Consider the following 25,304-nt stretch of genomic DNA (forward strand, 5'->3'; position numbering starts at 1 on the left):
ATTAGAATATTTTTCTACACTTTTGTAGAACAATTTGAAAATCTTCAGGAATTGGACAATAAAAATAACATTTTTTATTTTTGGGATGTATAAAAGAAAGAGATATAGCATGTAAGGCTTGTCTAGGTAAGATTTTTAAACAAGTTTTAAAAAATTCTATGTTTTTATTTGAACATTTTTTTTTCATAAAAATTTTATTTCCTCCATATATAGTGTCATGAAATAATGGATGACCTAAATATTTAAAATGAGCTCTTATTTGATGTGTTTTTCCTGTTTTGATGTTGCAAGAAACATATGTTAAATATTTAAATCTTTCTAATACTTTATAATGTGTGACAGAATATTTTCCTTTATGATATTCGTTATTCCCAAAAATGGTCATTCTTTTTCTATTTCTAGGGTCTCTTCCAATAAAACCAGTTATAACTCCTTTTTCTTCAAGTAAGTTTCCCCATATTAAAGCTCTATATTCTCTTTGAATTATTCTGGATTGAAATTGTTGAAATAAATATTTTTTAGAATATTCATTTTTGGCTAAAACTAATAAGCCTGATGTATCTTTGTCTAATCTATGAATTAATCCACTTCTATATAAATCAAAGTTGTTTAAATTTGAATTCTCAAAGTGATATTTAATTCCATGAATTAACGTTCCTTTATCATTCCCAAATCCTGGATGCACCACCATTCCTGCAGGTTTATTAACTATAATAAGATCTTCATCTTCATAGATAATATCAAGACTTATTTCTTCTGCAAGAATGTTTTTATATTCTAAATAATCTAAAATATTAGAAATTTCTATTTCTACAAAATCTAAAGGTTTTATTTTATAATTTTTTTTCACAATACATTGATTTACTATAACTTTTCCTGAAATAGTTAATTTTTGAATTTGATTTCTACTAATATTTTCTATATTTTCTTTCAAAAATTTATCAATGCGAATTTCTTTTTGATTATTATTTACAGTAATTTTAATTTTTCTCATTTCATTCTATTTTGTCTTATTTTCGGTTTGATTCTTAGAATCTTTTTCTTCTATTTGAATTTTGGGGTTTTGATTCTTAGAATCTTTTTCTTCTATTTGAATTTTGGGATTTTGATTTTTAGAATCTTTTTCTTCTATTTGAATTTTGGGGTTTTGATTCTTAGAATCTTTTTCTTCTATTTGAATCAAATGATCTAACAATTCTTTTGAAGTTAACCAAAGTTCAATAGATTTTTTTTTATCATAAATAACTCCAGGATCAGGCTTTTGTCTATATACTTTTGCGTTTTGATTAGGATTAATTATTACGGGATTATAATAAAAATTTATAACATCGAATAATTGATTTTTTAAAGTATAAATAGCTGAACGTAAAGACATTCCAATAACATTAGGGACAACAACTAAATTATTTTTTTCATATCCTTTTCCAATAATCAAAGTAATTCCATCTTGATTAGGAGGAAACCTATATCCAAATTGAATAGATTTTTTTTTATATAAAACTTTTAAAACGGTATCTTTATTCAGATCATTAATATATTTGATTTCCTTAACGGATATATGATTAGCATGAAGTAATTTTATAGCTATTCGTTTATTTTTATTTATGATATTAGGTAAAACAGATTGATATAATTTAAAATTAACTTGTATATATATATGCCTTCCTTCCTTTACATGATCTCCAGCTTCTGGAGAAAAGGAAATAATTTGATTAATTTTAAAATTAGGATCATAATGTGATGTGTCTATATTATATTTTAGTTTTAATTTTTCTAAAATAGATATAGATTGAGGTAAAGTAAAACCTTTTAAATTAGGAACAACAACATAAGATCCATGTTTTGTATAAACATCCACCCATTTTAATGCCGACTGAGTAATTTTATATAAAATCAGTATAGCAATGATAAAATTTATTATGAATATTACAAAATATTTTGAATAATTCATAAAAAAAAATAAATATTTAAATAAAAATGTTTTTTCATAAAAAACCAATAAAATTAAAAATAAATAATGAAAAAAGTAGCTATTATTATGGGAGGGTATTCAAAAGAATCTATTGTTTCACTAAAAAGTGGAAAAGTTGTTTATGAAAATTTATGCAGAAAAGAATTTGATCCTTATAAAATATATCTTTTTCAAGATAAATGGGTGATGATAGATGATGAAAATAAGGAATATTCTATAAATAAACAAGATTTTACGATTTCCGGGATGAAGCATATAAAATTTGATTGTGTATTTAATGCTATACATGGAACCCCAGGAGAGGACGGAATATTACAAGCTTATCTTGAATTATTAAAAATTCCTTATACTGGATGTAGTTTTCATCATGCTAATGTGACTTTCAATAAAAAATATTGTTTAACTCTGTTGAAACATTTTGGAATCAATACAGCTGAATCTTTTTTCTTAAATAAAAATCAAGTCTTTTGTAAGAAAAAATTTAAAAGGGTAGGACTTCCTTGTTTTGTAAAACCCAATAGATCTGGATCTAGTTTAGGGATAAGTAAAGTTTATGAAGAAAAATATTTATTTGATGCAATACAAAAAGCTTTTCTAGAAGATGAAGAAATTATTATTGAATCTTTTCTTGAAGGGAAAGAAGTGTCTGTAGGTGTTTTTTCATTTAAGAATGAAGTTATTGTTTTACCAATAACAGAAATAATTAGTCAAAACGATTTTTTTGATTTTGAATCAAAATATTCTGGAAAATCTCAAGAAATCACTCCGGCAAAATTGTTTCCCAATACAGAAAATAAAATACGAAAAATAGCAAAAAAAATATATAATTTTCTAAATTTATCAGGAATATCTAGAGCAGAATATATTATTGTAAATGAAGAACCTTATTTTTTAGAAATAAATACAGTGCCAGGTCTATCAGAAGAAAGCATTTTTCCAAAACAATTGAAAGAATTTGGAATGTCTTTATCCGATGTGTTTAGAAATACCATATATGATTCCATTGAAAAAATGAATAAATAAAATTTTTATAATTTACAATTGCATTTTTTTTTGCATAAATTTTTTTTTAAATAAAAAAAATTAAACAATTTTTTAAATAAACAAAAAATTGAGTATAAAAAAAATAAACCTATTATAATATACTGCCACATTTTATTTTTCTATTATTCTTTTAATGTTTGATATATTAATAATGAAGCTATATATGCTAATAAAGTCATAAAAATAAATTGTAAGATTGGCCATTTCCAAGATTTTGTTTCCTTTTTTATTATGGATAAAGTGCTCATACATTGCATAGAAAATGCATAAAAAAATAGTAAAGAAACTCCTGTTGCTAAATTATAAATAGGTTTTTTAGTTTCAGGATATATTTCTTTTTTCATTCTTTCTTTTAAAAAATTATCTTTTTCTTCTATACTGTACACAGAGGCCATAGTACTTACAAAAACCTCCCTTGCTATAAGAGATGACAACAACCCTATCCCAATTTTCCAATCATATCCTAATGGATAAATTATAGGTTCCATTTTTTTTCCTAACAAGCCTAAATAAGAATAAGGTAATTCTTTTTTTTCTACATTTAGAATAAAATTTTTTTTAGATAAATTTTCTGAAGGGCCGAAACTTCCTAAAACCCAAATCAATATATTAATCAAAAAGATCATTTTTCCGGCATTTATAATAAATGATTTAAGATTAATCCATAAAGTAATTAATATGTTTTTAAATATAGGAATTTTATAAGTCGGGATCTCCATTAAAAGATGGCTTTTATAATTTTTCTTTAAAAATTGGTGTAAAATTATTGAAACACTCAAAGCAGATATGATTCCTAAGATATACATAGCCATAAGAACTACTCCTCTCAGCTGAATAAAATACCATTTTTGGTCCGGTATAATTATAGATATAATTAGAGTATAAACAGGTAATCTTGCAGAACAAGTCATAAAAGGAGTCGCTAAAATAGTAATTAAACGATCTCTTGGATTCTCTATATGTCTAGCTGATATGATTGCGGGAATAGCACAACTTATACTCGAAATAAGAGGGACAACGCTTTTTCCATTTAATCCAAAAGGTCTCATAATTCGATCCATTAAAAATATAACTCTGCTTATATATCCGCTTTCTTCCATAATAAGAAGAAAAAATAACAAAACAGAAATTTGGGGGATAAAAGAAACAATAGTACTAACTGCAGGTAATATTCCTTGCAAAAAAAAATTATTTAAAGGACCAGGATAAAAATTATATAATTTTTTTTGGATAAAAGAAAAAAATAATTCTATAAATTGTTTAGGAATTTCTGACCAAAAAAAAATACATTGAAAAATGAAAAATAAAAAAAATAAAAAAATAAAATAACCCCAAAAAGGATGTACAATTAAATAATTATCTATTTTTTTTGAAAATTCTAGATATGTTTTTTCTTTCTCCGATATTAATTCAGAAATTATTTTTGAAAAAAATTTTCCTATTTCCTCATATCTATCTAATGTTTCCTTTATTTGTAACCTTTTTGGGGTAATATTATGTTTCCTTTTTATTTTTAATAAATAATTTTCTTTTTCTTTTAAAAATTTTATATCATGTGCTAAATAATGCCAAGCTTGGTAAGTATTTACTTTAAAATTATTTTTCACATCATTAATAGCGAGAGAATAATATGACCCTGGATTGAAAAAATAAATTTTTTTTGTTTTTTTATTATTTAAATTTTTTATTTTTTTTCTAACTTCGTTTAATCCTATTCCTTTTCTTGCGTTAATCAAAACAATTTCTGTTATAAGAAATTTTTTCAATTTTTTTATATTAATGAATATTCCCTTTTTTTTTGCTTCATCAAGCATATTTAATGCAAAAAGAACAGGGAATCCTAAATCCTGTACTTGTCTAAGTAAAAGAAGACTTTTTTTTAAATTAGATGAATCTGCTACTACTATAATTTTATCTGGATAGTCTAATTCATTTCTATTGCTTAGCAATCTGCAAACAACTTCTTCATCTTCAGATGAAGGATATATACTATAAGTTCCAGGAAGATCTATGATTTGATAATATATATTTTCATAATAAAAATATCCTATTTTTTTGTCAACTGTAACTCCTGTATAATTTCCGACTTTTTGATTCAGTCCAGTTAATTTATTGAATAAAGAAGTTTTTCCTACATTTGGGTTTCCTACAAGTGCTAATTTAATTTTTGACATTTATTAATTTCTATCAAAGGTTCTATTATGATATTTTCAGCTTCTTCTTTTCGTAAAGCTAAACAAGATTGATCGTATCTTATACATAATGGATCGTCAAAAATAGAAACAAAAAGAATTTCGAATTTTACTCCAGGTAAAACTCCTAATTCTAATAATTTTATGGGAAAATTATCATTTTTATATCCTTTAATAATTCCTTTCTCTCCTTTTTTCAGATTAGATAAATTCAAAATATATTTTATTTTGGAATAAAGATTTAAATTTATCTTTTTTATTTTTTAAATTTTATAAATGTCATCAATTTTAACTAGATCTATACAATTACTACTTAGTATTTCTATATTAATTGTTATTCATGAATTAGGTCATTTTATTCTAGCTCAATTGTTTAAAGTTAGAGTTGAAAGGTTTTTTTTATTTTTTGATCCCTGGTTTTCCATTTTTAAAAAAAAAATAGGACATACTATTTATGGAATAGGTTGGCTGCCTTTAGGTGGATATATTAAAATATCTGGAATGATGATGGATGATAAAAACATTTCATCGAAAAATAAAATTAATAATTGGGAATTTCGTTCTAAATCTGCAATAAAAAGATTATTGATCATTTCTGGAGGGATTCTTTTTAACATATTGTTAGCCGTTTTAATTTTTACTTTTTTATTATTTAAATATGGGGAAACTTATCTTCCTACAAAAAATGTTAAATACGGGATAGAAGTTGATTCTTTAGGAGAAAAAATAGGATTGAAAAATGGAGATAAAATCTTATCCGTTAATGATAAGTATATTCCTTATTTTCAAGATATTACTAAGGAAATTCTTTTAGGAAATTCTATTACTGTAGATCGTATGGGGAATATTGTAAAATTATTATTAAATAATGACAAAAAAAAACTTCTTTTTGATAGAAAAGAACTTAATTTTTTTATTAAACCTCGTGTTCCTCCTATCATCAATTATGTTATGAAAAATTCTAAAGCAGAAAAATATGGATTAAGAAACAATGATGAAATATTAGCTATTAATTCTGAATTTGTTCTTTTTTCTGATCAATTAAAAGATTTATTATCAAAATATAATAATGAAAACATATTAATATCCATTAATAGAAATGGAAAACTTATTCAAAAAGAAATTTTTTTAGATTCTAAAGGAATTTTGGGAATTTATTTAAAAAATTTTACGGAGTTAGGTCAAATTTTTTTATTTGAAAAAAAGAATTATTCTTTTTTTGATAGCATTCCTCATGGAATAAAAAAAACTTGGGATGTTCTAAAAAATCAAATATTTTTTTTAAAAAATGTTTTTCATATAGAAACTAAAGCTTATAAACAAATAGGTAGTTTTTTTTCTATAGCTAGAGAATTTCCATCTCAATGGAATTGGGATATTTTTTGGACTTTAACAGCTACTTTATCCATTTGGTTAGCTTTTTTAAATTTATTTCCTATTCCATCATTAGATGGTGGTTATATATTATTTATCATGATAGAAATGATAACAAAAAAGAAAATAAATGAAGAAATTATTGAACGTTCTACTATTTATGGATTTATAATAATTAGTTTAATTATGATGTTAATTATTATTTGGGATATATTCAAAGTTTTTTTTTATTGAATTTTTTAAAAGAAAAAAATATGGTTGGGAGTTATTCCTATATCTATTAACAAATCGTTTTTATGGGGATTTTCAATTTTTTTGATGGGATAAAAAAAACTTAAACCTATTTTAATAACATTTTTTTCACATAAAGGAATAAATCTATCATAAAAACCTTTTCCGTAACCTATTCTATAACCTTTTAAATCGAATATTAATAAAGGGACAAATATAACTTCAATTAAAGAGATTGAAACAATAGATTTATGTACAGGAATAGGCTCCAAAATTCCATATTTCTTTTTTATTAATATAGTATTATTATGAAATAAACAATTTTCTATAGATAAATTTCTAAAATTTGAACAAGGTATAGTGACACACTTTCCTATTTTGAATAAAAAATCAATTATAATAAATGTATCTACTTCTTTATATTCATGTATAGGTAAAAAAATATGATAATATGTCTTTTTCCATAGAAAAAATATTTTCTTCAAATGAAAGAAAATTTCGTAACTCATTTTTATAATTTCTATTCTAGAAATAGACTTTCTTATACATAAATATTTTTCACGCAATTTTTTTTTGTTCATAACCTTTCTTTTATAGAAAAATCTATAAAATTTTCTAATATTTTTACTATTTTTTTAGGTTCTTCTATATGTCCCATATGACCTGTAGGTATAGCTAAAAAATAAACTTGATTTCCATTTTTAGTTTCTTCATAAATATTTTTTATATCAAGAATTAAATCGTACAATCCAGCTATATATAGTTTTGGAAATTTAGTTTTTTTCAACAGAAATTTTCTATCTTTTCGAATAGACATTCCTTTTAAAAAAGAAGTGATGCTATTAATATGAGTATTTGAGGCTATCTTTTTCACAAAAGAAATATCTTCTTGTAAAGAAGATAATTTTTTATAATAAAACAATTTTTTTATACTTGTGGATATAAATAATGGATAATTATAAATGGCTAATTGAATAGATTGAATCCTGTTTTTCTTTTTTTCAAGTGTATCTGATTTTGTTGTAGAATGAAGTAAACATAAACCTAAAAACATTTCTGGATATTTTTCTGCCATTGCTAAAGCAACATATCCCCCCATAGAATGTCCTACAAAAATCGCTTTTTGTATATTTTCTTTGATTAGAGTTTCTTTTACAATTTCTGCAACTTTTTCCATTGTAAAAATTGTATTTTTTTTTAATGTTAGAATACTCTTTCCATGACCTGGAAGATCAATTAAAATAACTTTATATTTATTCGAAATATTATAATATATGGAATTCCATATTTCTAAACTTTCCATAAATCCATGTAATAATACTATAGGAATTCCTTTTCCTTTTATTTTAAAATTTATTTTATAAATATTAGTCATATATTATAATAATATAATAAATAGAATATATATGAAGTTACAAAAAAACAATTATTTGTTTTAAAACACATTTTGAACATTCAAAAATGAAGTAACCCATGTTGTTAACAATAAATATTGGAAATTCCAGTCTTCGTTTTGGACTATTTGATCATAATTATAATTTAGAATGTAATTGTTCGTGGATTATTAATAGTCATCCACATAGATCACTAGATGAATATATTTTGTTATTTCGAAACATATATCAACAATATGGAATTTTTTCAAAATTTATACAAAATATTGTCATTGGATCAGTAGTTCCTCCTCTTACAAATATCGTAGAACAATCTTTATATGAAATACATAAAATAAAACCTATTATAGTTGATAGAAACTCTGCTTCTCCTATAAAACATTATTCTCATCAATTGGGGACCGATTTGTATGCTAACGCTATAGCGGCATATACATTATATAACAATCAAGATCCTACTTTAGTCGTTGATTTTGGTACGGCATTAAGTTTAACTTGTATAGATAAATATGGAAATCTTCAAGGAGTTATTATTGCTCCTGGCATTAATACTTCTTTAACAGCATTGATTGGAAATACAGCGCAATTATCACAAATTGAATTAAAAAAACCTCCTAGTATACTAGGGCAGTATACAGAAACATGTATTCAGAGTGGAATTATATATGGGTATTTAAGTATGGTTGAAGGATTAATAAATAGGGTGAATCAAGAATTGAAAAAAAATTGTTTTGTTATAGCTACTGGAGGACTTTCTCATATATATACACCTTTAACAAAAAAAATTCATATAAAAGATAAATTACATACAATAAAAGGATTAAAAATCCTATTTCATTGGAATCATTAAAAAAATTTACATTTTTATCTTAATTGAATTGAATGGATTTTCTTATTTTTTCTGATAAAATTAGAAAATTTTTTGAAGACAAAATCATTCTTTTTTTGGAAAAATTTCCATCACTTTCTTTATCCATAGGAATTAAATGAATATGTACGTGAGGAATTTCGAACCCCATAATAAATACACCTACACGATTACAAGGAATGATTCTTTTTATCCCTAAAGCGACTTTTCTCGTGAAAGACATAATAGAGATAAATTTTTTCTCTGACAAAGAAAAAATTTGATCTACATTAGTTTTTTTTGGTATGACTAAAGTATGTCCTATTTTTATAGGATAAATATCCAAAAAAGCTAAATGATCAGAATTTTCCGCTACTTTATAAGATAAAATTTTATCATCAATTATTTTTTGAAATATGTTATTATTATTCATGAAATGCTATTTCTAATATTTCATAATCAAGTATCATTTTATTGGGTAATTTAATATGGGCTATTTGTCCCACTTGTTTTCCAAGTAATCCTGTTGATATAGGAGTATTTATGGATATTTTTCCAGATTTTAAATCTGTTTCTCCCTCTGGAACTAAAGTATATATTTGTTCTCCTCCATAGGTTAAATTTTTGACTCTTACCGTGGAAAGAATAGAAACTCTAGTTCTATTAATTTGTGATCCATCTATGATACGAGCATTAGATAATTTTTTTTTTAATTTAGCTATATTCATTTCTAAAAAACCCTGAGCTTCTTTTATCGCATCATATTCCGCATTTTCTGATAAATCTCCTTTGTCTCTAGCTTCTGCAATTTGCATAGATATTTTCGGGCGTTCTATGTTTTCTAACCTTTCTATTTCTTTTTGTAATTTTTCTAATCCTTCTTTAGTTATATATTCAAATTTTGTCATAATTTTTCGTTATTATTTTTTGATCTTTTTCATTTAATTTGTTTATTTTTATTGGTATGATATGTAAAGTTATATGATTTTGAAATAACACACATATTTCATGTATCACAAAAAATATATCATTCTTTGTTTAAAAGTGTTAAATTATTAATTTTGATCAAATTAAAATTACGAATTTTTGTATTTCTACATAAAGAATCAAATATTTTTGATTAAAACTCAATTGAGGAAAAATTACTCCTTTATTCTTAGAATATCTGCTCCTAAAATACGTAATCTTTTATCTATATTTTCATATCCTCTATCTATTTGTTCTATATTTTTAATAATACTAGTTCCTTTGGCAGATAGTGCTGCTATAAGAAGAGAGATCCCTGCTCTTATGTCTGGAGAATTTAATACCGCTCCTCTAAGAGAAGATTGATGATTTAATCCTATAACAGTAGCTCTATGAGGATCACATAATATGATTTGAGCTCCCATTTCAATAAGTTTATCTACAAAGAATAATCTACTTTCAAACATTTTTTGATGAATTAAAACACTTCCTTCAGCTTGAGTAGCTACGACAGTTAAAATACTTAATAAATCTGGAGTCAATCCAGGCCATGGGGCGTCAGATATTGTTAATATTGCATTATTGAATGATTTTTTAATTTGATAAGATTTTTGTGATGGAATATAAATGTCATCTTTTTCTTTTTCTAATTTAATTCCCATTTTACGAAATGTGTAAGGAATAATTCCTAAATTTTCCCAATTAACGTTTTTAATTTTGATTTCAGAACAAGTAATAGCAGCCAATCCAATCCAACTTCCTATTTCGATCATATCAGGTAATATGGTATGTACACCCCCCCCTAATTCTTTAACTCCAATTATATTAATTAAATTAGATCCTATTCCTTTAATCTTTGCCCCCATTTTGTTTAATAATTTGCATAATTGTTGAATATAAGGTTCACAAGCTGCGTTATAAATAGTAGTTTTTCCTTTGGCTAAAGTAGCAGCCATAATGACATTAGCTGTTCCAGTAACAGAAGCCTCTTCCATTAAAATATACCCTCCAGTCAAGCTGTTTTTAATACATAAATCAAAATATTTGTGTTTATAATGTATGTTGATTCCTAATGATTTTAATCCTGTTAAATGAGCATCTAAACGTCGTCTTCCTATTCTATCTCCTCCAGGAATTGGAATACAAACTTTTCCAAATCTAGCAAGTAAAGGACCTGCAATCATAATTGATCCTCTGATAGATTTTACATATTCACAAAATTTTTTCGTATTTAAATATTCAGTATTTATATTTTTTGCTTGAAAAGTATAATCTCCAATTCCATTTCTTTTGACTAAAACTCCTAAATATTTAATAATCTGCATTAAACATTTAACGTCTCCTATTTCTGGAATATTTTTAATTCTCAATTTTTCTGGAGTCAATAAGACCGCGCATAATACCTGCAAAGATTCATTTTTAGCACCTTGTGGTTGAATTTCTCCTTTTAAAGGAAATCCTCCTCTTATTCTGAAAACATCCATTATAAATAATGATTTAAAACTAATTTTATTTATTAATAAGATTTTTCTTTTTTTTATATTTTAAAATATGAGAACATTGTAATAATGCATCTGTATTATTCATTAAACATATTTTTCCTTTTGAAAGTTCTTTTAAATCTTTAAATATGATGTCATCTTCCACCATATTTTTATTCCATCTTAAATAATTTTTTTTCATTGTGTTAGCAATAGCATAAAATAATCCTTCTTTTTTTTGTGTATTTTTGCAATGTATTGCGACATGAATCATATTTCTTATTATTTTTCCATAATATCTAAAATTAGTCAAATATTCAGGATACACTACTTTTTTATTGTAAAAATTCATATTGTATATTTCTTTTGGGCTAGGTTTAGGAAAAGGAGAATCAATATCTAATTGATATTTAGACATAATAAGCAATTGGTTCCATAGTTTATGTTGAAAAACATGAATTGATTTATGAAATTTAGGATAAGTAGAACTTGTCATTAATTTAATAATACCCCATGCATAGCGGTTTCTTTTCTTTCTATTTTTTATTTGTATGGCGTAGTCTATCATTTTATGAATATTTCTCCCATATTCTGGTATCACCAATTTGAAACGATTCGTGTTGTATTCCATAGTTTAAAGTTTAAATATTTATTTATTTTTGTTATAATAAGATGTTTTATCTAAAGTCCAAAGAATTTTTTCTTGAAAAAGGTTTTTTCTTACTTTACAAAAGTGATTCAAACAAAATATACAATGAGTATTAGAACAAGCTTCAACGTGAACTGATAATTCTACTTTAGATCCAAATTCTTTTTTAGTTAACTGAGTTAATTTTTTTACTTCTTCATTAGCTTCTTTGACATTAAAAAACCATGGAACAATTAGATGACAATCTATATGCAACGCACTCCCATATTTAATAATTTTTAAATGGTGGAGATCAATCCAATAAATATCTCTTTTTTCATTTAAGTAAAATGATAATTTTTTCAAAAGTTTTTTATCATATTCATCCATAATTCCAGCTGCAGCATTCCTCAATAATTTGAATCCTGTATACAAAATTACGGATGAAAAAATAATCGAAATAATAGGATCTATCCATATACATTTGGTAATATTTAATATAATTAATCCTACAACTATTCCAAAAGTAGAATAAGTATCGATTTGAAGATGTTTCCCGCTAGCTATTAATGTTAAAGCTCCATTTTTATGTCCTATTTTACAGGCTAAAAAGCCTAGTAAATAATTAATGATTCCGGTAAAAGACATCAAAAGTAAACCATAATCTAATTTTGATAAAATAATTTCATGTATATTATATTTAATACGTATAAAAGTGTTTGTAAAAATAGTAAGACCTACTATAAAAATTAAAAACCCTTCTATAGCTGTTGATATAAATTCTATTTTACCATGCCCGTATGGATGATTTTGATCCTTAGGTAAAGAGGATATATAAAGACTACATAGTCCAATAAAACCACTAATAATGTTAATGAAACTTTCTATAGCATCGCTAAATATAGAGAGGGAAGAAGTTATATGCCAAGTGATTAGTTTTATGAAAAATAAAATAATCGCCACAAAAAAAATTATTTTCTGATAATAAAAATTTAATTTAATTTTTTTTGAATCATCCATAATTGTTATGAGTAAATAACAAGTTTATTCAATTTTATCAAAATTCTTTTTTCTCCCAGTTTTTGAAATTTTATTAAGGCTATTTTATTTTGATTTTGTAGTTCTATAATGGTTCCTACTCCAAAATCTTTGTGAAAAATTTTTATTCCTTTTTTAATTCCTAAATATTTATCATTTTCATGATTATGAAAATGATTTAAAGAACGAATTTTTTTTTTCTCTGATATTATATGATTTTTTATATCAATAAAATTTTTATGAAGTTCGTTAATGAAACGACTAGGAATATTTTCTTTTTTTTTCCCCCATATAAATCTATATTTTGTATAAGTGAGTATTGCTTTTTTTTGAGCTCGAGTTAAAGCAACATAAAATAAACGACGTTCTTCCTCTATTTTTAGAGGGGTTTTTAAATTTGATTTGGATGGAAATAAATTTTCTTCTAGTCCCACAATAAAAACAATGGGAAATTCTAATCCTTTAGATAAGTGAACTGTCATTAATGAAACTTTATTTTTTTTATGATCAATATTTTCATTCATTTCCAAATAAAAACATTGCAAAAAACCAGATAAACTTGTATCTCCATTTTTTTTCAATTTTTTTTGTTCTTTGACGTGTTGATATATATTATAAAGTATGTATTGAAAATCCTTATGATCATAATTTTTAGAATTTTCTTTTAATAAAAAACTTACCACATTTTTTGCTATTATATACGCATTATCTTGTTCTATATTAATACGTAATTTTTCTATTGTAGAAATTACACTTATAAATCTATTTTTTGTTTTATTATTAATTTTTAATAAATATTGATAATTTTTAATATTTTTTATTATGTTATAAACTGCGATTCCTTTTTTTTGAAATAAGTTTAATATATTTTTTACTATTCTTGTGTTTATTTTTTTTATAATACGGAATAAAGATTCTTCGTCATTGGGGTTCACAATAACTCTAAGATAAGCTAGAAAATCTCGAATTTCTTTTCGTTTTTCAAATGATATGGATCCATATATATGATATGGAATGTTTTTTTTTTTGAGTGAATATTCTATAATATGTGATTGTATATTTGCTCTATAAAGAATAGCAAAATTTTCAAATTGAAAATTTGTTTTTTCTTTTATAAAAAGAATAGAAGAAGCAACATATTCTGCTTCTTCTAATTCAGAATTAGCACAATATATTTTTATTTTTTCTCCTTTTTCATTATTTGTCCATATTTTTTTAAAAATTTGATTTTTATTAAAAGAAATAATGTTATTAGAAGCTTGTACTATGTGATTAGTGGAGCGATAATTTTGTTCAAGACGAAAAATTTTAACATTTTTATAATCAAGATGAAAATTTAAAATATTTGAAATATTAGCTCCACGAAAAGCATAAATACTTTGAGCGTCATCTCCTACTACCAAAATATTTTTATGCTGAAAAGCTAAATTTTTTATAATAGTATATTGAGATAAATTGGTATCTTGATATTCATCAATTAATATATAATTAAATTTTTTTTGATATGCTTTAAGAACATTTGGAAAATAAAAAAATAAATGATTCGTATGAAGTAATATATCATCGAAATCTAATACATTTGCTTGAAAACAACGTTTTGTATAAATTTTATAAATTTTCGTAAAAAACTCTAATTCCTTGTCTTTTTTTAACTTTTTTTGATTAAAGTCGTATAAATTATTTTTATACTCAGAAATTTTTTTTCTTATATCTTTATAATTTAAGTATGTATTGTTGATATTTATGTTTTCTAATATTTTTTTTATAAGATTTTCTGAATCTTTCTGGTCATAAATAGTATAATTCGATTTTAATCCTAACCAATGAGATTCTTTTCTTAAAAGACTGGAAAATATAGAATGAAAAGTCCCTATGGTTATTTGATCAAAATCTGTTCTATTCATCATCATATTATAAATACGATTTTTCATTTCTATAGCAGCTTTTTTGGTAAAGGTCAAAGCCAATATATTGGAAGGAGGGATTCCTATGTTTTGAATCATATGAACAATACGATGTGTAATAACACGAGTTTTTCCTGATCCTGCTCCAGCAATAACTAATATGGGCCCATTAATAGTTTCTATAATCTTTTGTTGATAACTATTTAAATAATTCATGAATTGACTTATTTATAAATTTTAAATTTATTTTTGTAGTATTCATAAAAAATATTTTTGTTCTCATTCAAGAAATTAGGATTTTCTTTAAAAAAATTTCTAGCGATTGGAAAAACTTCCTTGATTAATTTATAATCTTTGATTAAATCTATGATGCGGAAATGACTTTTTCCACTTTGTTTAGTTCCTATTAAATCTCCACCACCACGTAATTTTAGATCTTCTTTAGCTATTTCTAATCCTTTGTTTGTTTCACACATTTTCTTAATTCTAAAAATACCTTCTACACTAATTTTATGATTAGTAATAAGAAGACAATAACTTTGATGAATCCCTCTCCCTACTCTTCCTCTTAATTGATGTAATTGAGATAAACCAAAACAATCTGCATTTTCTATCAAAATAACTGATGCATTGGGGACATTGACTCCCACTTCTATAACTGTAGTTGATATTAAAATTTTAATTTTTCCACGTAATAATCGATCAATTTGAATATTTTTATCCTGAAAATTCATTTCTCCATGTAAAATTCCAATTTCATTTTTGAAATTTTTGAATCTTTCTTTAATTTCTTGATACCCTTTCATTAAGTTTTTATACTTTAAAGAAGTATTTATAGTAGGATATATAATATAAATTTGTCTACCTTCTAAAATTTGGTCTTTTATTATTTTGAAAGCTTGATCCCTATTTTTATTCCAAAAATGAACAGTTTTAATAGGTTTTCTTCCTAAAGGCAATTTTTTTATAATAGAAATATTTAAATCATGATAAATAATTTTTGCTAATGTCCTAGGAATAGGAGTTGCCGTCATAATTAAAATATGAGGAGGTTTGTTGTCTTTTTTCCAAATTTTTTCTCTTTGTTCTACCCCAAAACGTTGTTCTTCATCTATTATTGCTAATCCCAGATTTTGAAATTGAAGTTTTTCTTGAATTAAAGAATGTGTTCCGATTACAATAGAAATTTTTCTTGTCAAGATATCGTGATAAAGAGATTTTCGTGTAGAATCAGAAATAGAACTTGTCAATAAAGCTACTTTAATTCCGATTTTTGAAAACATTTTGCTTATAGAATAATAATGTTGTATCGCTAAAACTTCAGTAGGAGCCATTAAACAAGACTGAAATCCATTATCTAAAGCTACAAGCATTGATAATACAGCTATAATCGTCTTTCCACACCCCACTTCTCCTTGTAATAATCGGTTCATTTGAGTTGGTTTTTTCAAATCATGCCATATTTCTTTAAATACTTTTTTTTGTTCTACTGTTAAAGAAAAAGGTAAAAAATACTTGTAAAAAGTATGAAAATTATTACCTAATTTTGTAAAAGGATAACTATATGTTACTTTTTTTTTATATAAAAAAAATAATTTTAATAAAAATAATTCTTCAAATTTCAAAGAATATTGTGCTTGTAGCAATAAATCACCAGATTCTGGAAAATGAATTTGAATTAAAGCTTTTTTTCTTGACATCAGTTTTTTATTAAGAAAATCTTGAAAAAAAAAATCGTTTATATTATTTTTTAATTCTTTGATAATATTTTGTAATAAATTGATCATAAATGAATTATTTATTCCTTTTTCCTTTAAATTTTTAGGAACAGAATATATAGGGAATATTGAATCTTTCTTTATTGAAGATTTTGAAGATGAAGAATAAAATTCTTTAATGTTTGGATGAATAATTTGAATTTTTTTTTGAAAATATTTGACTCTTCCAGAAACCATTACTGTAATATTTTTTGTGATGCTTCTTATAAAATTATTTTTTTTAAACCAAACTAATTCAACAAAACCTGTTTTATCCTCCAAATATGCTATTAATATTTTTCCTTTTTTATTTTTATAGTTTATTTCTTCAATATTGGTTATTTTACCTAATACTCGTATAAAATCATTATTATTATTATTTGATAATTCTGATATATTATTCAATGTGAACAAATGCATATATCCTTTAGGATAAAAAAAAAGTAAATCTTCATATGTGTAAAGGTTCAATTCAGTGTTTAATAAATATGCTTTATTCAAGCTTAATCCCTTTAAATACTTTAAAGATTTTTTTAGAATATTACAAGACATAAAAGAAATGTAAATTATTTATAATCTGTTATAGTTATTAAAAAATACTTAATTTTGTTGATTTTGAAGGACATTTAGCTCAGGTAGGTTTAGAGCGCTACTTTGACAGAGTAGAGGACATCGGTTCAAATCCGATAGTGTCCATATATATATACATAATTATTTATTAAGTTTTTTATGATCTTAATTACTACTGTTAGAGAAGGAGAATCAATTGATAAAGCTTTAAAAAAAAGTAAAAAAAAATTTGACAAAACTCGTATTTTAAAAGAATTTAGAGAAAAGCAACAATATATCAAACCATCTGAAGGGAGAAGAAATGAAATATTAAGAGCGAAATATAGAGAACGTATGAAATTGAAAAAAGAAGAATAAATTTGTGTTTGTTATTTTATGATACATCAAAAAACACAAATTTACGGTTTGATAGGAAAAGATATTAAATATTCTTTTTCTAGAATATTTTTTTTAAAAAAATTTAAAAAAGAATTTATTGCTAATGCAGATTATAAAATTTTTGATATTCCAAAAATAGAAAATATATTGTTTATATTTCAAAATCCTTATTTAAAAGGATGTAATGTTACTATTCCATACAAAACAAGTGTTATTCCTTTTTTGAATAAAGTCATGCCTGAAGCAAAATCTATAGGATCTGTGAATGTGGTAAAAATTCATAACAAATGCAAAATTGGTTTTAATACAGATGTTTTAGGTTTTGAGCATTCTTTTAAAAAAGATTTAAAAAAATTGACAAATAAAAAAAATTTAAAAGCGTTAATTTTGGGAACTGGAGGTGTTTCTAAAACAATTTCATTTGTTTTAAACAAATTACAAATTTCACATCAATATGTTTCTAGAAAAAAAAATATGGGTTTTTTAGTTTATGAAGATATCAATAAAAATTTATTAAAAAAGTACAAAATTATTATTAATTGTACTCCTATAGGAACATATCCTAATATAAATTCATGTCCATCTTTACCATATCAATATATTTCTTCCAAACATTATTTTTATGATCTAATTTATAATCCCAATAAAACTTTGTTTTTAAAAAAAGCAGAAAAAAATGGGGCTTTAATCAAAAATGGATTAGAAATGTTATACATTCAAGCTGAGGAATCTTGGAATATATGGATAAATGAAATTCATGAAATATAAAGAAATTTTTATGAAAAGAGCTATACAACTAGCTAAAAACGGATTAGGTTTTACATCTCCAAATCCTATGGTCGGTTGTGTAATAGAAAGAAATGGGATAGTTTTATCGGAAGGATGGCATTATAAAAAAGGAATATATCATGCTGAGTTTTTAGCTATTCATAATGTAAAAAATAAATATTTATTTTTTGATTCTACTCTATATGTAACATTGGAACCATGTGTTCATTTTGGAGAAACTCCACCTTGTGTGGATTTAATCATTAGAAAAAATATTCCAAGAGTAGTAGTGGGGATACAAGACCCTTGTGATAAAGTAAAAGGATTAGGAATAAAAAAATTAAGAAAATATGGAGTTGAAGTTATAGAAAATGTTTTAATAGATCAATGTCGTATTTTAAATAAGCGTTTTTTTACTTTCTATAAAAAAAAACGCCCTTATATTATATTAAAATGGGCAGAAAGTTATGATGGGTTTATCCATTCAGAAAATAATAAAGGACATTGGATCAGTGGAATATATGCTAGGCAACTAAATCATAAATGGAGATCTGAAGAAGATGGAATTTTGGTAGGAAGAAAAACTGTATTAAATGATAACCCCAAGTTAAATGTTAGAAAATGGTTTGGAAAAAATCCTGTTAGAATTTTTATTGATCGAGAATTGAGTATTTCTAATTCTCATTTTATTTTAGATGGATCCCAATATACTATTGTGTTTACAGAACAAAATAAGGAAAACCAAGAGAATATAGAATATGTTCAAATTTCTTTTGAAAAAAAAATAATAAATCAAATATTGAATTTTTTGTATAAAAAGAAAATATTATCTTTGATAGTGGAAGGAGGAAAAAAAACCTTAGAAAACTTTATAAAAGAAAATATTTGGGATGAATGTCGTATTTTTGTATGCGATATTGTATTGAAAAGCGGACTAAAAGCTCCTAAAGTAAAAGGAATTATATCTAATAAAATGAATCTTAATAAAGATCAATTTATTATGAAATTGTCAATTTAAAAATTGAATTGTATCGATTTCGTCTGCATAGTCTTCTAATTTTGGATATTGTGTTTTTCCGAAAAAAATTTCTTTATCTAAAAAATTTTTAGACACTATACATTGTAGATTATTCTTATTTTTTAAAATTGTTTTTTTTAACTGATTTAAATCATTATAAAATTCATAATAAACTACAGATATTGGATTATAAAAATTCTTTTCTTCTTTTAAAATCAGAAAATGATTTTTTTGAAAAGAGATTTTATTCATAGTATAAATAGATAAATAATATTTATAGTTATCTGTATACTTGTAGTTTTTTGTAATATATTCAGATATAAATGATTTTTTTAATATCAAATGAAGATTGTAATTATAAGGGATAAATATTTTTCCTACATTCCTACATCCTCTTCCTGAATAAGTTAATATATCTCTATTCAAAGAAATTAATTCTTCTTCTGTTTCAGTTCCTTGTAATACAGCTATAGAGGTTCTACTTTTTCTAAGCAAAACAGGATATTTTCTAAAATAATATTCAAAATAACGAGCTGTATTATTATTTCCAGTAGCTATTACATAATCAAATTTTTCATGAAAAATATTTTTTGTAAACTTTATTTTATTTTTAAACATAGGTTTTTCGTATATCATCATATCACATAAAAATGGAAGTAACAAATTATCTTCTTCAGATAATTTAATTATGATCTTATGCCCTGATAAAATCACACACAAAAAATCATGTAATCCTATCATCGGTACATTTCCCGGCATAATAACAAGAATTTTTTTAGATTTTTTTTTTGTAATAGAATATTTACTCATCCAATATTCTAATTTTTCTTTTTTAAGATTTTTGCTCCATTGACTAAATGTTATCAATAAATCCTCTATTCTAAACCAATCATTTGTAGTAGTTACTTTATTGATCGTTTTTTGAAAAGAAGAAAAAAACTTTTGGGAATATTTAGATAAACACTTTTTATGTACATAAAATTCATTAACTTCTTTTAAAAAAAATCCTATTTTATCAAAAATTTTAATCATTATTTTTATTTTCATGTCTATAAAAATTACAGAAAAATGTATAAACTGTGGAGCTTGTGAACCTGAGTGTCCTAATCAAGCAATTTATGAAGGCGGAAAAAAATGGAGAATGTCAGATGGAACTTCTTTGAAAAAGAATGAAATCTCGGATCCCACTATATTTTACGAACCCAAAAGAAAAGATATATATTTTATTATTCCAGAAAAATGTACAGAATGTGTAGGATTTTATGATGAGCCACAATGTATGATGATTTGTCCCGTTCAATGTTGTGTTCAAGATAAAGATAATTATGAAAATAAAAAAGAACTTATTCAAAAAAAGAATTTTCTGCATGAAGGTTAGAATTAAAAATTGATGATGGAAGAAACAAAAAAATTATATGTCAATTTTCATTTAAATTCATTCATATTTTGAAAAAATCAATAATTTTTTAAAAATAAAACTATTTGTTGGAATTAATTTATGTATGTATAGAACGGTTTTCAAAATTTAGTTGAGCTGCTTCTTTGAATGCTTCACTGAGAGTAGGATGAGGATGACATATTCTATATATATCCTCTGAAGAGGATCTAAATTCCATAGCTACAGATGCTTCCATAATCATATCTGCGGCGTGATCTCCAATGATATGAACTCCTAATATTTCATCTGTATTTTTGTGAGAAATCATTTTTAGAAACCCATCTGTGCAGCCACTTGTACGAGCTCGTCCTAATATTTTCATAGGAACAATTCCTATATTATATGATATTTTATTTTTTTTCACTTCATTTTCTGATTGTCCAACACTGGCTACTTCAGGATAAGTATAAATTACTGATGGGATTAAATTATAATTTAATTTATTTGGTTTTTGTCCTACTATATGTTCTACTGCATATAGTCCTTCTTCTTCAGCTTTATGAGCCAACATTTTTCCTCCTACAACATCTCCTATAGCATATATGTTGTCAATAGAAGTTTGTAAATTATCATTTACAAGTATAAATCCTTTTTCACTTGTTTCAATTTTTATGTTTTCTAAACCTAGATATTTTGTATACGGGATTCTTCCTATTGATAATAAACAATAATTTCCTGTTAGTTGAACTTTTTTTCCATCATGATATTTTGCAATAACAGATATTTCTTCATGATTTTTTTTAAAAATATTGGTAACAGATAATGAGGTTTCTATTTGCATGGAGGATTTCTCTAATATTTTTTGCATTTCTTTACTCAAAGAATCGTCCATATTTGATATGATTTTATCCATAGTTTCTATAATAATAATTTTACTTCCTAATCTATTATAAATAGAACCTAATTCTAATCCAATTATTCCCCCTCCAATTATTATTAATTTTTTTGGAATTTCTTTTAAATTAACAGCTTCTGTGGAAGAAATAATTCTATTTTTTATATCAAAGTTCAAGTAAGGGAAACATAAAGGTTTAGATCCTGTGGATATTATAATATTTAAATTGTATTTCTTTTTTTTTTGCAACGATTTATTATCTTCTGTTAGATACAGAATATTTTTAGTTTTAAATGAACCTATTCCTTGATATAAATCAATTTTGTTTTTTTTTATTAAATATTTTATTCCATTATTTATATTTTTTACAACTTCATTTTTCCTATCCATTATTTTTTTGAAATCAAAAAATAATTTTTCAAAAAAAATTCCATGTGAATAATAATTTTTTTTAGCTAAAAAAAAATATTTGGAAGAATCTAGAAGAGATTTAGAAGGGATACAACCTACATTTAAACATGTCCCACCTAATTCTTGATATTTTTCTATAATAGCAGTACGAAGTCCCAATTGACTTGCCCTAATTGCTGAAACATACCCTCCTGGTCCAGAACCAATAACTACGAGATCATATAAATTATTCATTACAAAAATATTTTATATAAAGTTACATAACATTACATATTTAACACATATGCAAAAATAAGTGGAGCAACTATAGTTGCATCTGACTCAATAATAAATTTTGGAGTATCTTTATCTAGTTTCCCCCAAGTTATTTTTTCGTTAGGAATAGCTCCGGAATAAGATCCATAACTAGTTGTAGAATCAGAAATTTGACAAAAATAAGACCAAAATGGAGTAGGATAAAATCCTATGTCTTGAGATAACATAGGAACTACACAAATAGGAAAATCTCCTGATATTCCACCTCCAATTTGGAAAAAACCTATTTTATGTTTGATTGATTCTTTTTGATACCATTTCGCTAAATACATCATATATTCTATTCCATTTTTTACAAGAATAGGTTGAAATATTTTTTTTATACAAAAAGAAGCAAAAATATTTCCTATTGTACTATCTTCCCATCCTGGAACTATTATAGGGATATTTTTTTTCGCTGCAGCTAATACCCAACTATCTTTTGGATCTATGTTGTAATAGGGGTTTAAAATATTTTCTAATAATAGTTGATAAATATATTCATGAGGAAAATAACGTTTTGATTTTTCTTTAGCTCTCATCCATACTTTTAACATATGTTTTTGTAATTCTTTAAAAGCCGGTTCTTCTGGTATGCAGGTGTCTGTTACCCTATAATAACCTTTTTTTAAAAAATTTTTCTCCTCATCAGGAGTTAAATCTCTATAATGAGGAATTTTTTTATAATAAGAATGAGCTATTAAATTTAATATATCTTCTTCTAAATTAGCTCCTGTACAAGAAATAATATGAACTTGATTTTTTCGTATCATTTCGGACAATATTTTTCCTATTTCTGCAGTACTCATCGCTCCTGCCAATGTGATCATCATTTTTCCATTATTCTGAATATGATATTTATATGCTTTAGCTGCTTTTGATAAAGTCAAAGCGTTAAAATGAAGAAAATATTTCTTAATAAAAGAAGTAATAGGAGAGTCTTTCATGGTTTTTATTATTTTATCTAGCTATTTGTACAGCTCTAGTTTCTCTAATCACTGTTACTTTAATTTGACCAGGATAAGTCATTTCGTTTTTTATTTTTTCTGTTATATCACAAGATAATTGAAAAGCCTTTTTATCATCAATTTTATCACTTTCAACTAATACACGTAATTCTCTTCCTGCTTGTATAGCGAAAGCTTTGTTGACTCCATCAAAACTTAACGCTATATCTTCCAAATTTTTTAACCGTTTTGAATAAGATTCAAAAGAATTTCTTCTGACTCCAGGACGAGCTCCGCTAATAGAATCTGAAACTTGTACTATGGGTGATATTAATACTTTCATTTCTATTTCATCATGATGTGATCCGATAGCATTACAAACTTCTATATTTTCTCCGTATTTTTCTGCCCATTGCATTCCTAGAATTGCATGAGGAAGCTCAGATTCATTTTCAGGAACTTTCCCTATATCATGTAATAATCCAGCACGTTTTGCTAATTTAGAGTTTAATCCTAATTCAGAAGCTAATATTCCTGATAAATGGGCTACTTCACGAGAATGTTGTAAAAGATTTTGTCCATAAGAGGAACGATATTTCATTCTTCCTACCATTCTAATCAATTCGGGATGTATTCCATGAATCCCTAAATCTATAATGTTTTTTTTTCCGACCTCTATTATTTCTTCTTCAATTTGTTTTTCTGTTTTTGCTACTATTTCTTCTATTCTAGCTGGATGTATCCGTCCATCTATAACTAATTTATGAAGAGCTAATCTCGCTATTTCTCTTCGTATAGGATTAAAACAAGATAAAAGAATTGCTTCTGGAGTATCATCTACAATAATTTCTACTCCAGTTGCTTTTTCTAAGGCTCTTATATTTCTTCCTTCTCGTCCAATTATACGACCTTTAACATCATCTGATTCTATATTAAAAACGGATACAGCATTTTCAACGGCTTGTTCTGTCCCAATTCTTTGAATAGCTTGAATCACAATTTTTTTTGCCTCCATTTTTGCGGTTAATTGTGATTCTTCTATAATATTTTGTATATAAGTTTGTGCTTTTACTTTAGTTTCTCCTTTAAGAATTTCAATTAATTCGTTTTTAGCTTCTTCAGAAGAATAATTAGATATTTTTTCAAGTAATTCTACTTGTTGAATATGCATATTTTCAAATTCTTCTTGTTTCTTTTTAAGAATTTTATATTTTTTTTCGTAATCATGTATTTGTATTTCTAAACGGTTATTTTTTTTAAAATAAATTTCTATTTCTTTTGATAGTCTATTTTCTTTTTCTCTTGTTTGATTTTCTATATCAATTATTTTTTGTTCTCTTAAATAAACATATTTTTCATGTTTAGATTTAAGTTCTGTAAATTTTTCTTTTGCTTGAAGTATCTTCTTTTTTTTTATAGATTCTCCTTCTTTTTCTGCATTTTTTATAATTTTTTTTGCTTGAAAATTAGCTTTTTCTAATAATTGAATATATTTTTTTAATATAATTTTTTTTCCAAAAAAATAACATGTAATAATTCCAATCATAAACCCCATTAGGACCGAAAATCCAACATTTATTTTCATATTCACTCAATTTAAATAAAAATAAAATAGACATTTTAATAACATTATTAAAACAACAAATATTTCACGAAAGCTATAAAATTTATATTTAATGAAGACTTTAAAAGATTTTCATTAACCCCCAATACAAAATTAAAGATGATATTTTTTATTAATATATATTTTTAACAAACGGAATTTGAATACATTATATTATATATTTGTATGTTATTGTTATCAAAAATTTTATTAT

24 protein-coding genes and 1 tRNA gene are annotated in these 25,304 nt (G+C 24.5%); 8 read left to right on the top strand and 17 right to left on the bottom strand.

What is annotated here, in order from left to right:
• Window position 1: 1 nt before the first annotated feature.
• Both K645_RS00625 and K645_RS00630 read right to left on the bottom strand, forming a co-directional pair.
• Window positions 2–994, bottom strand: a complete 993-nt coding sequence (locus tag K645_RS00625; RefSeq protein WP_022564953.1) for an RluA family pseudouridine synthase — start codon at window positions 992–994, stop codon at window positions 2–4.
• Between the two features lie 6 nt (window positions 995–1,000).
• Window positions 1,001–1,951 (bottom strand): PASTA domain-containing protein, encoded by a 951-nt coding sequence (locus K645_RS00630; protein WP_051268225.1) that lies wholly within the window; start codon window positions 1,949–1,951, stop codon window positions 1,001–1,003.
• A gap of 66 nt (window positions 1,952–2,017) precedes the next feature.
• Between K645_RS00630 and K645_RS00635 the strand changes: the two genes are divergently transcribed.
• Entirely contained in the window at window positions 2,018–2,995 is a 978-nt protein-coding gene (locus tag K645_RS00635; RefSeq protein ID WP_022564955.1) for a D-alanine--D-alanine ligase, read from the top strand.
• A gap of 143 nt (window positions 2,996–3,138) precedes the next feature.
• On the opposite strand, the gene feoB is transcribed toward K645_RS00635, so the two are convergent.
• Window positions 3,139–5,190, bottom strand: coding sequence for a ferrous iron transport protein B (gene feoB / locus K645_RS00640; RefSeq protein ID WP_022564956.1), 2,052 nt, complete (start codon window positions 5,188–5,190; stop codon window positions 3,139–3,141).
• A complete protein-coding gene (locus tag K645_RS00645; protein WP_022564957.1) occupies window positions 5,172–5,423 on the bottom strand; it encodes a FeoA family protein in 252 nt (83 codons plus the stop codon). The genes feoB and K645_RS00645 overlap by 19 nt, the downstream gene beginning before the upstream one ends.
• 61 nt (window positions 5,424–5,484) lie before the next feature.
• Here K645_RS00645 and rseP point away from each other — a divergent pair, with 61 nt between their 5' ends.
• Window positions 5,485–6,816 carry an RIP metalloprotease RseP gene (gene rseP, locus K645_RS00650; protein ID WP_022564958.1) on the top strand — a complete coding sequence of 444 codons (1,332 nt, stop codon included), beginning with the start codon at window positions 5,485–5,487 and terminating at the stop codon, window positions 6,814–6,816.
• Between the two features lie 5 nt (window positions 6,817–6,821).
• Here rseP and K645_RS00655 read toward each other — a convergent pair whose 3' ends face one another.
• Window positions 6,822–7,394: a 5-formyltetrahydrofolate cyclo-ligase gene (locus K645_RS00655; protein ID WP_022564959.1), complete on the bottom strand. Its 573-nt coding sequence runs from the start codon at window positions 7,392–7,394 to the stop codon at window positions 6,822–6,824.
• Entirely contained in the window at window positions 7,391–8,188 is a 798-nt protein-coding gene (locus K645_RS00660; protein WP_022564960.1) for an alpha/beta fold hydrolase, read from the bottom strand. The genes K645_RS00655 and K645_RS00660 overlap by 4 nt, the downstream gene beginning before the upstream one ends.
• 98 nt (window positions 8,189–8,286) lie before the next feature.
• Between K645_RS00660 and K645_RS00665 the strand changes: the two genes are divergently transcribed.
• Entirely contained in the window at window positions 8,287–9,057 is a 771-nt protein-coding gene (locus K645_RS00665) for a type III pantothenate kinase (protein ID WP_022564961.1), read from the top strand.
• Between the two features lie 19 nt (window positions 9,058–9,076).
• On the opposite strand, the gene K645_RS00670 is transcribed toward K645_RS00665, so the two are convergent.
• The 7 genes from K645_RS00670 to recG all read right to left on the bottom strand — a co-directional run bounded on the left by K645_RS00670 (window position 9,077) and on the right by recG (window position 17,380).
• Window positions 9,077–9,487, bottom strand: a complete 411-nt coding sequence (locus K645_RS00670; RefSeq protein ID WP_022564962.1) for an HIT family protein — start codon at window positions 9,485–9,487, stop codon at window positions 9,077–9,079.
• Window positions 9,480–9,962, bottom strand: coding sequence for a transcription elongation factor GreA (greA, locus tag K645_RS00675; RefSeq protein ID WP_022564963.1), 483 nt, complete (start codon window positions 9,960–9,962; stop codon window positions 9,480–9,482). The genes K645_RS00670 and greA overlap by 8 nt, the downstream gene beginning before the upstream one ends.
• A 234-nt stretch (window positions 9,963–10,196) precedes the next feature.
• The gene (gene murA, locus K645_RS00680; RefSeq protein WP_022564964.1) at window positions 10,197–11,504 is read right to left on the bottom strand and encodes a UDP-N-acetylglucosamine 1-carboxyvinyltransferase; all 1,308 of its coding nucleotides are present in this window, start codon (window positions 11,502–11,504) and stop codon (window positions 10,197–10,199) included.
• 25 nt (window positions 11,505–11,529) lie between these two features.
• A complete protein-coding gene (locus K645_RS00685; protein WP_022564965.1) occupies window positions 11,530–12,132 on the bottom strand; it encodes a DUF4290 domain-containing protein in 603 nt (200 codons plus the stop codon).
• Window positions 12,133–12,150: 18 nt separating this feature from the next.
• Window positions 12,151–13,149, bottom strand: a complete 999-nt coding sequence (locus tag K645_RS00690; protein ID WP_022564966.1) for a cation diffusion facilitator family transporter — start codon at window positions 13,147–13,149, stop codon at window positions 12,151–12,153.
• 5 nt (window positions 13,150–13,154) lie between these two features.
• Window positions 13,155–15,287, bottom strand: coding sequence for an ATP-dependent helicase (locus K645_RS00695; RefSeq protein WP_022564967.1), 2,133 nt, complete (start codon window positions 15,285–15,287; stop codon window positions 13,155–13,157).
• A gap of 8 nt (window positions 15,288–15,295) precedes the next feature.
• Window positions 15,296–17,380: an ATP-dependent DNA helicase RecG gene (gene recG, locus K645_RS00700; protein WP_022564968.1), complete on the bottom strand. Its 2,085-nt coding sequence runs from the start codon at window positions 17,378–17,380 to the stop codon at window positions 15,296–15,298.
• A 68-nt stretch (window positions 17,381–17,448) separates the two neighbouring features.
• Here recG and K645_RS00705 point away from each other — a divergent pair.
• From K645_RS00705 to ribD, 4 genes are all read left to right on the top strand, one after another.
• Window positions 17,449–17,524: transfer RNA gene (locus K645_RS00705), tRNA-Val, on the top strand.
• A 33-nt stretch (window positions 17,525–17,557) separates the two neighbouring features.
• Entirely contained in the window at window positions 17,558–17,755 is a 198-nt protein-coding gene (rpsU, locus tag K645_RS00710; protein ID WP_022564969.1) for a 30S ribosomal protein S21, read from the top strand.
• A gap of 18 nt (window positions 17,756–17,773) precedes the next feature.
• Window positions 17,774–18,544 (top strand): shikimate dehydrogenase, encoded by a 771-nt coding sequence (locus tag K645_RS00715; RefSeq protein ID WP_022564970.1) that lies wholly within the window; start codon window positions 17,774–17,776, stop codon window positions 18,542–18,544.
• Window positions 18,534–19,562, top strand: coding sequence for a bifunctional diaminohydroxyphosphoribosylaminopyrimidine deaminase/5-amino-6-(5-phosphoribosylamino)uracil reductase RibD (gene ribD, locus K645_RS00720; RefSeq protein WP_041936059.1), 1,029 nt, complete (start codon window positions 18,534–18,536; stop codon window positions 19,560–19,562). The genes K645_RS00715 and ribD overlap by 11 nt, the downstream gene beginning before the upstream one ends.
• On the opposite strand, the gene K645_RS00725 is transcribed toward ribD, so the two are convergent.
• Window positions 19,554–20,609 (bottom strand): acyl-CoA reductase, encoded by a 1,056-nt coding sequence (locus tag K645_RS00725; protein ID WP_022564972.1) that lies wholly within the window; start codon window positions 20,607–20,609, stop codon window positions 19,554–19,556. The two genes, ribD and K645_RS00725, sit on opposite strands and share 9 nt — an antisense overlap.
• On the opposite strand from K645_RS00725, the gene K645_RS00730 reads away from it, so the two are divergent.
• A complete protein-coding gene (locus K645_RS00730; protein ID WP_022564973.1) occupies window positions 20,608–20,940 on the top strand; it encodes a 4Fe-4S binding protein in 333 nt (110 codons plus the stop codon). The two genes, K645_RS00725 and K645_RS00730, sit on opposite strands and share 2 nt — an antisense overlap.
• Before the next feature lie 118 nt (window positions 20,941–21,058).
• On the opposite strand, the gene lpdA is transcribed toward K645_RS00730, so the two are convergent.
• The 3 genes from lpdA to rny are packed head-to-tail and all read right to left on the bottom strand — an operon-like array spanning window position 21,059 to window position 25,072.
• On the bottom strand, window positions 21,059–22,480 hold the full coding sequence (lpdA, locus tag K645_RS00735; protein ID WP_022564974.1) for a dihydrolipoyl dehydrogenase: 1,422 nt from the start codon (window positions 22,478–22,480) through the stop codon (window positions 21,059–21,061).
• Between the two features lie 32 nt (window positions 22,481–22,512).
• The gene (locus K645_RS00740; RefSeq protein WP_022564975.1) at window positions 22,513–23,487 is read right to left on the bottom strand and encodes a deoxyhypusine synthase family protein; all 975 of its coding nucleotides are present in this window, start codon (window positions 23,485–23,487) and stop codon (window positions 22,513–22,515) included.
• A 13-nt stretch (window positions 23,488–23,500) separates the two neighbouring features.
• A complete protein-coding gene (rny, locus tag K645_RS00745) occupies window positions 23,501–25,072 on the bottom strand; it encodes a ribonuclease Y (protein WP_041935988.1) in 1,572 nt (523 codons plus the stop codon).
• Between the last annotated feature and the right edge of the window lie 232 nt (window positions 25,073–25,304).

The sequence above is a fragment of the Blattabacterium sp. (Nauphoeta cinerea) genome, assembly GCF_000471965.1.
In the GTDB taxonomy this organism is placed as follows: Bacteria; Bacteroidota; Bacteroidia; order Flavobacteriales; family Blattabacteriaceae; genus Blattabacterium.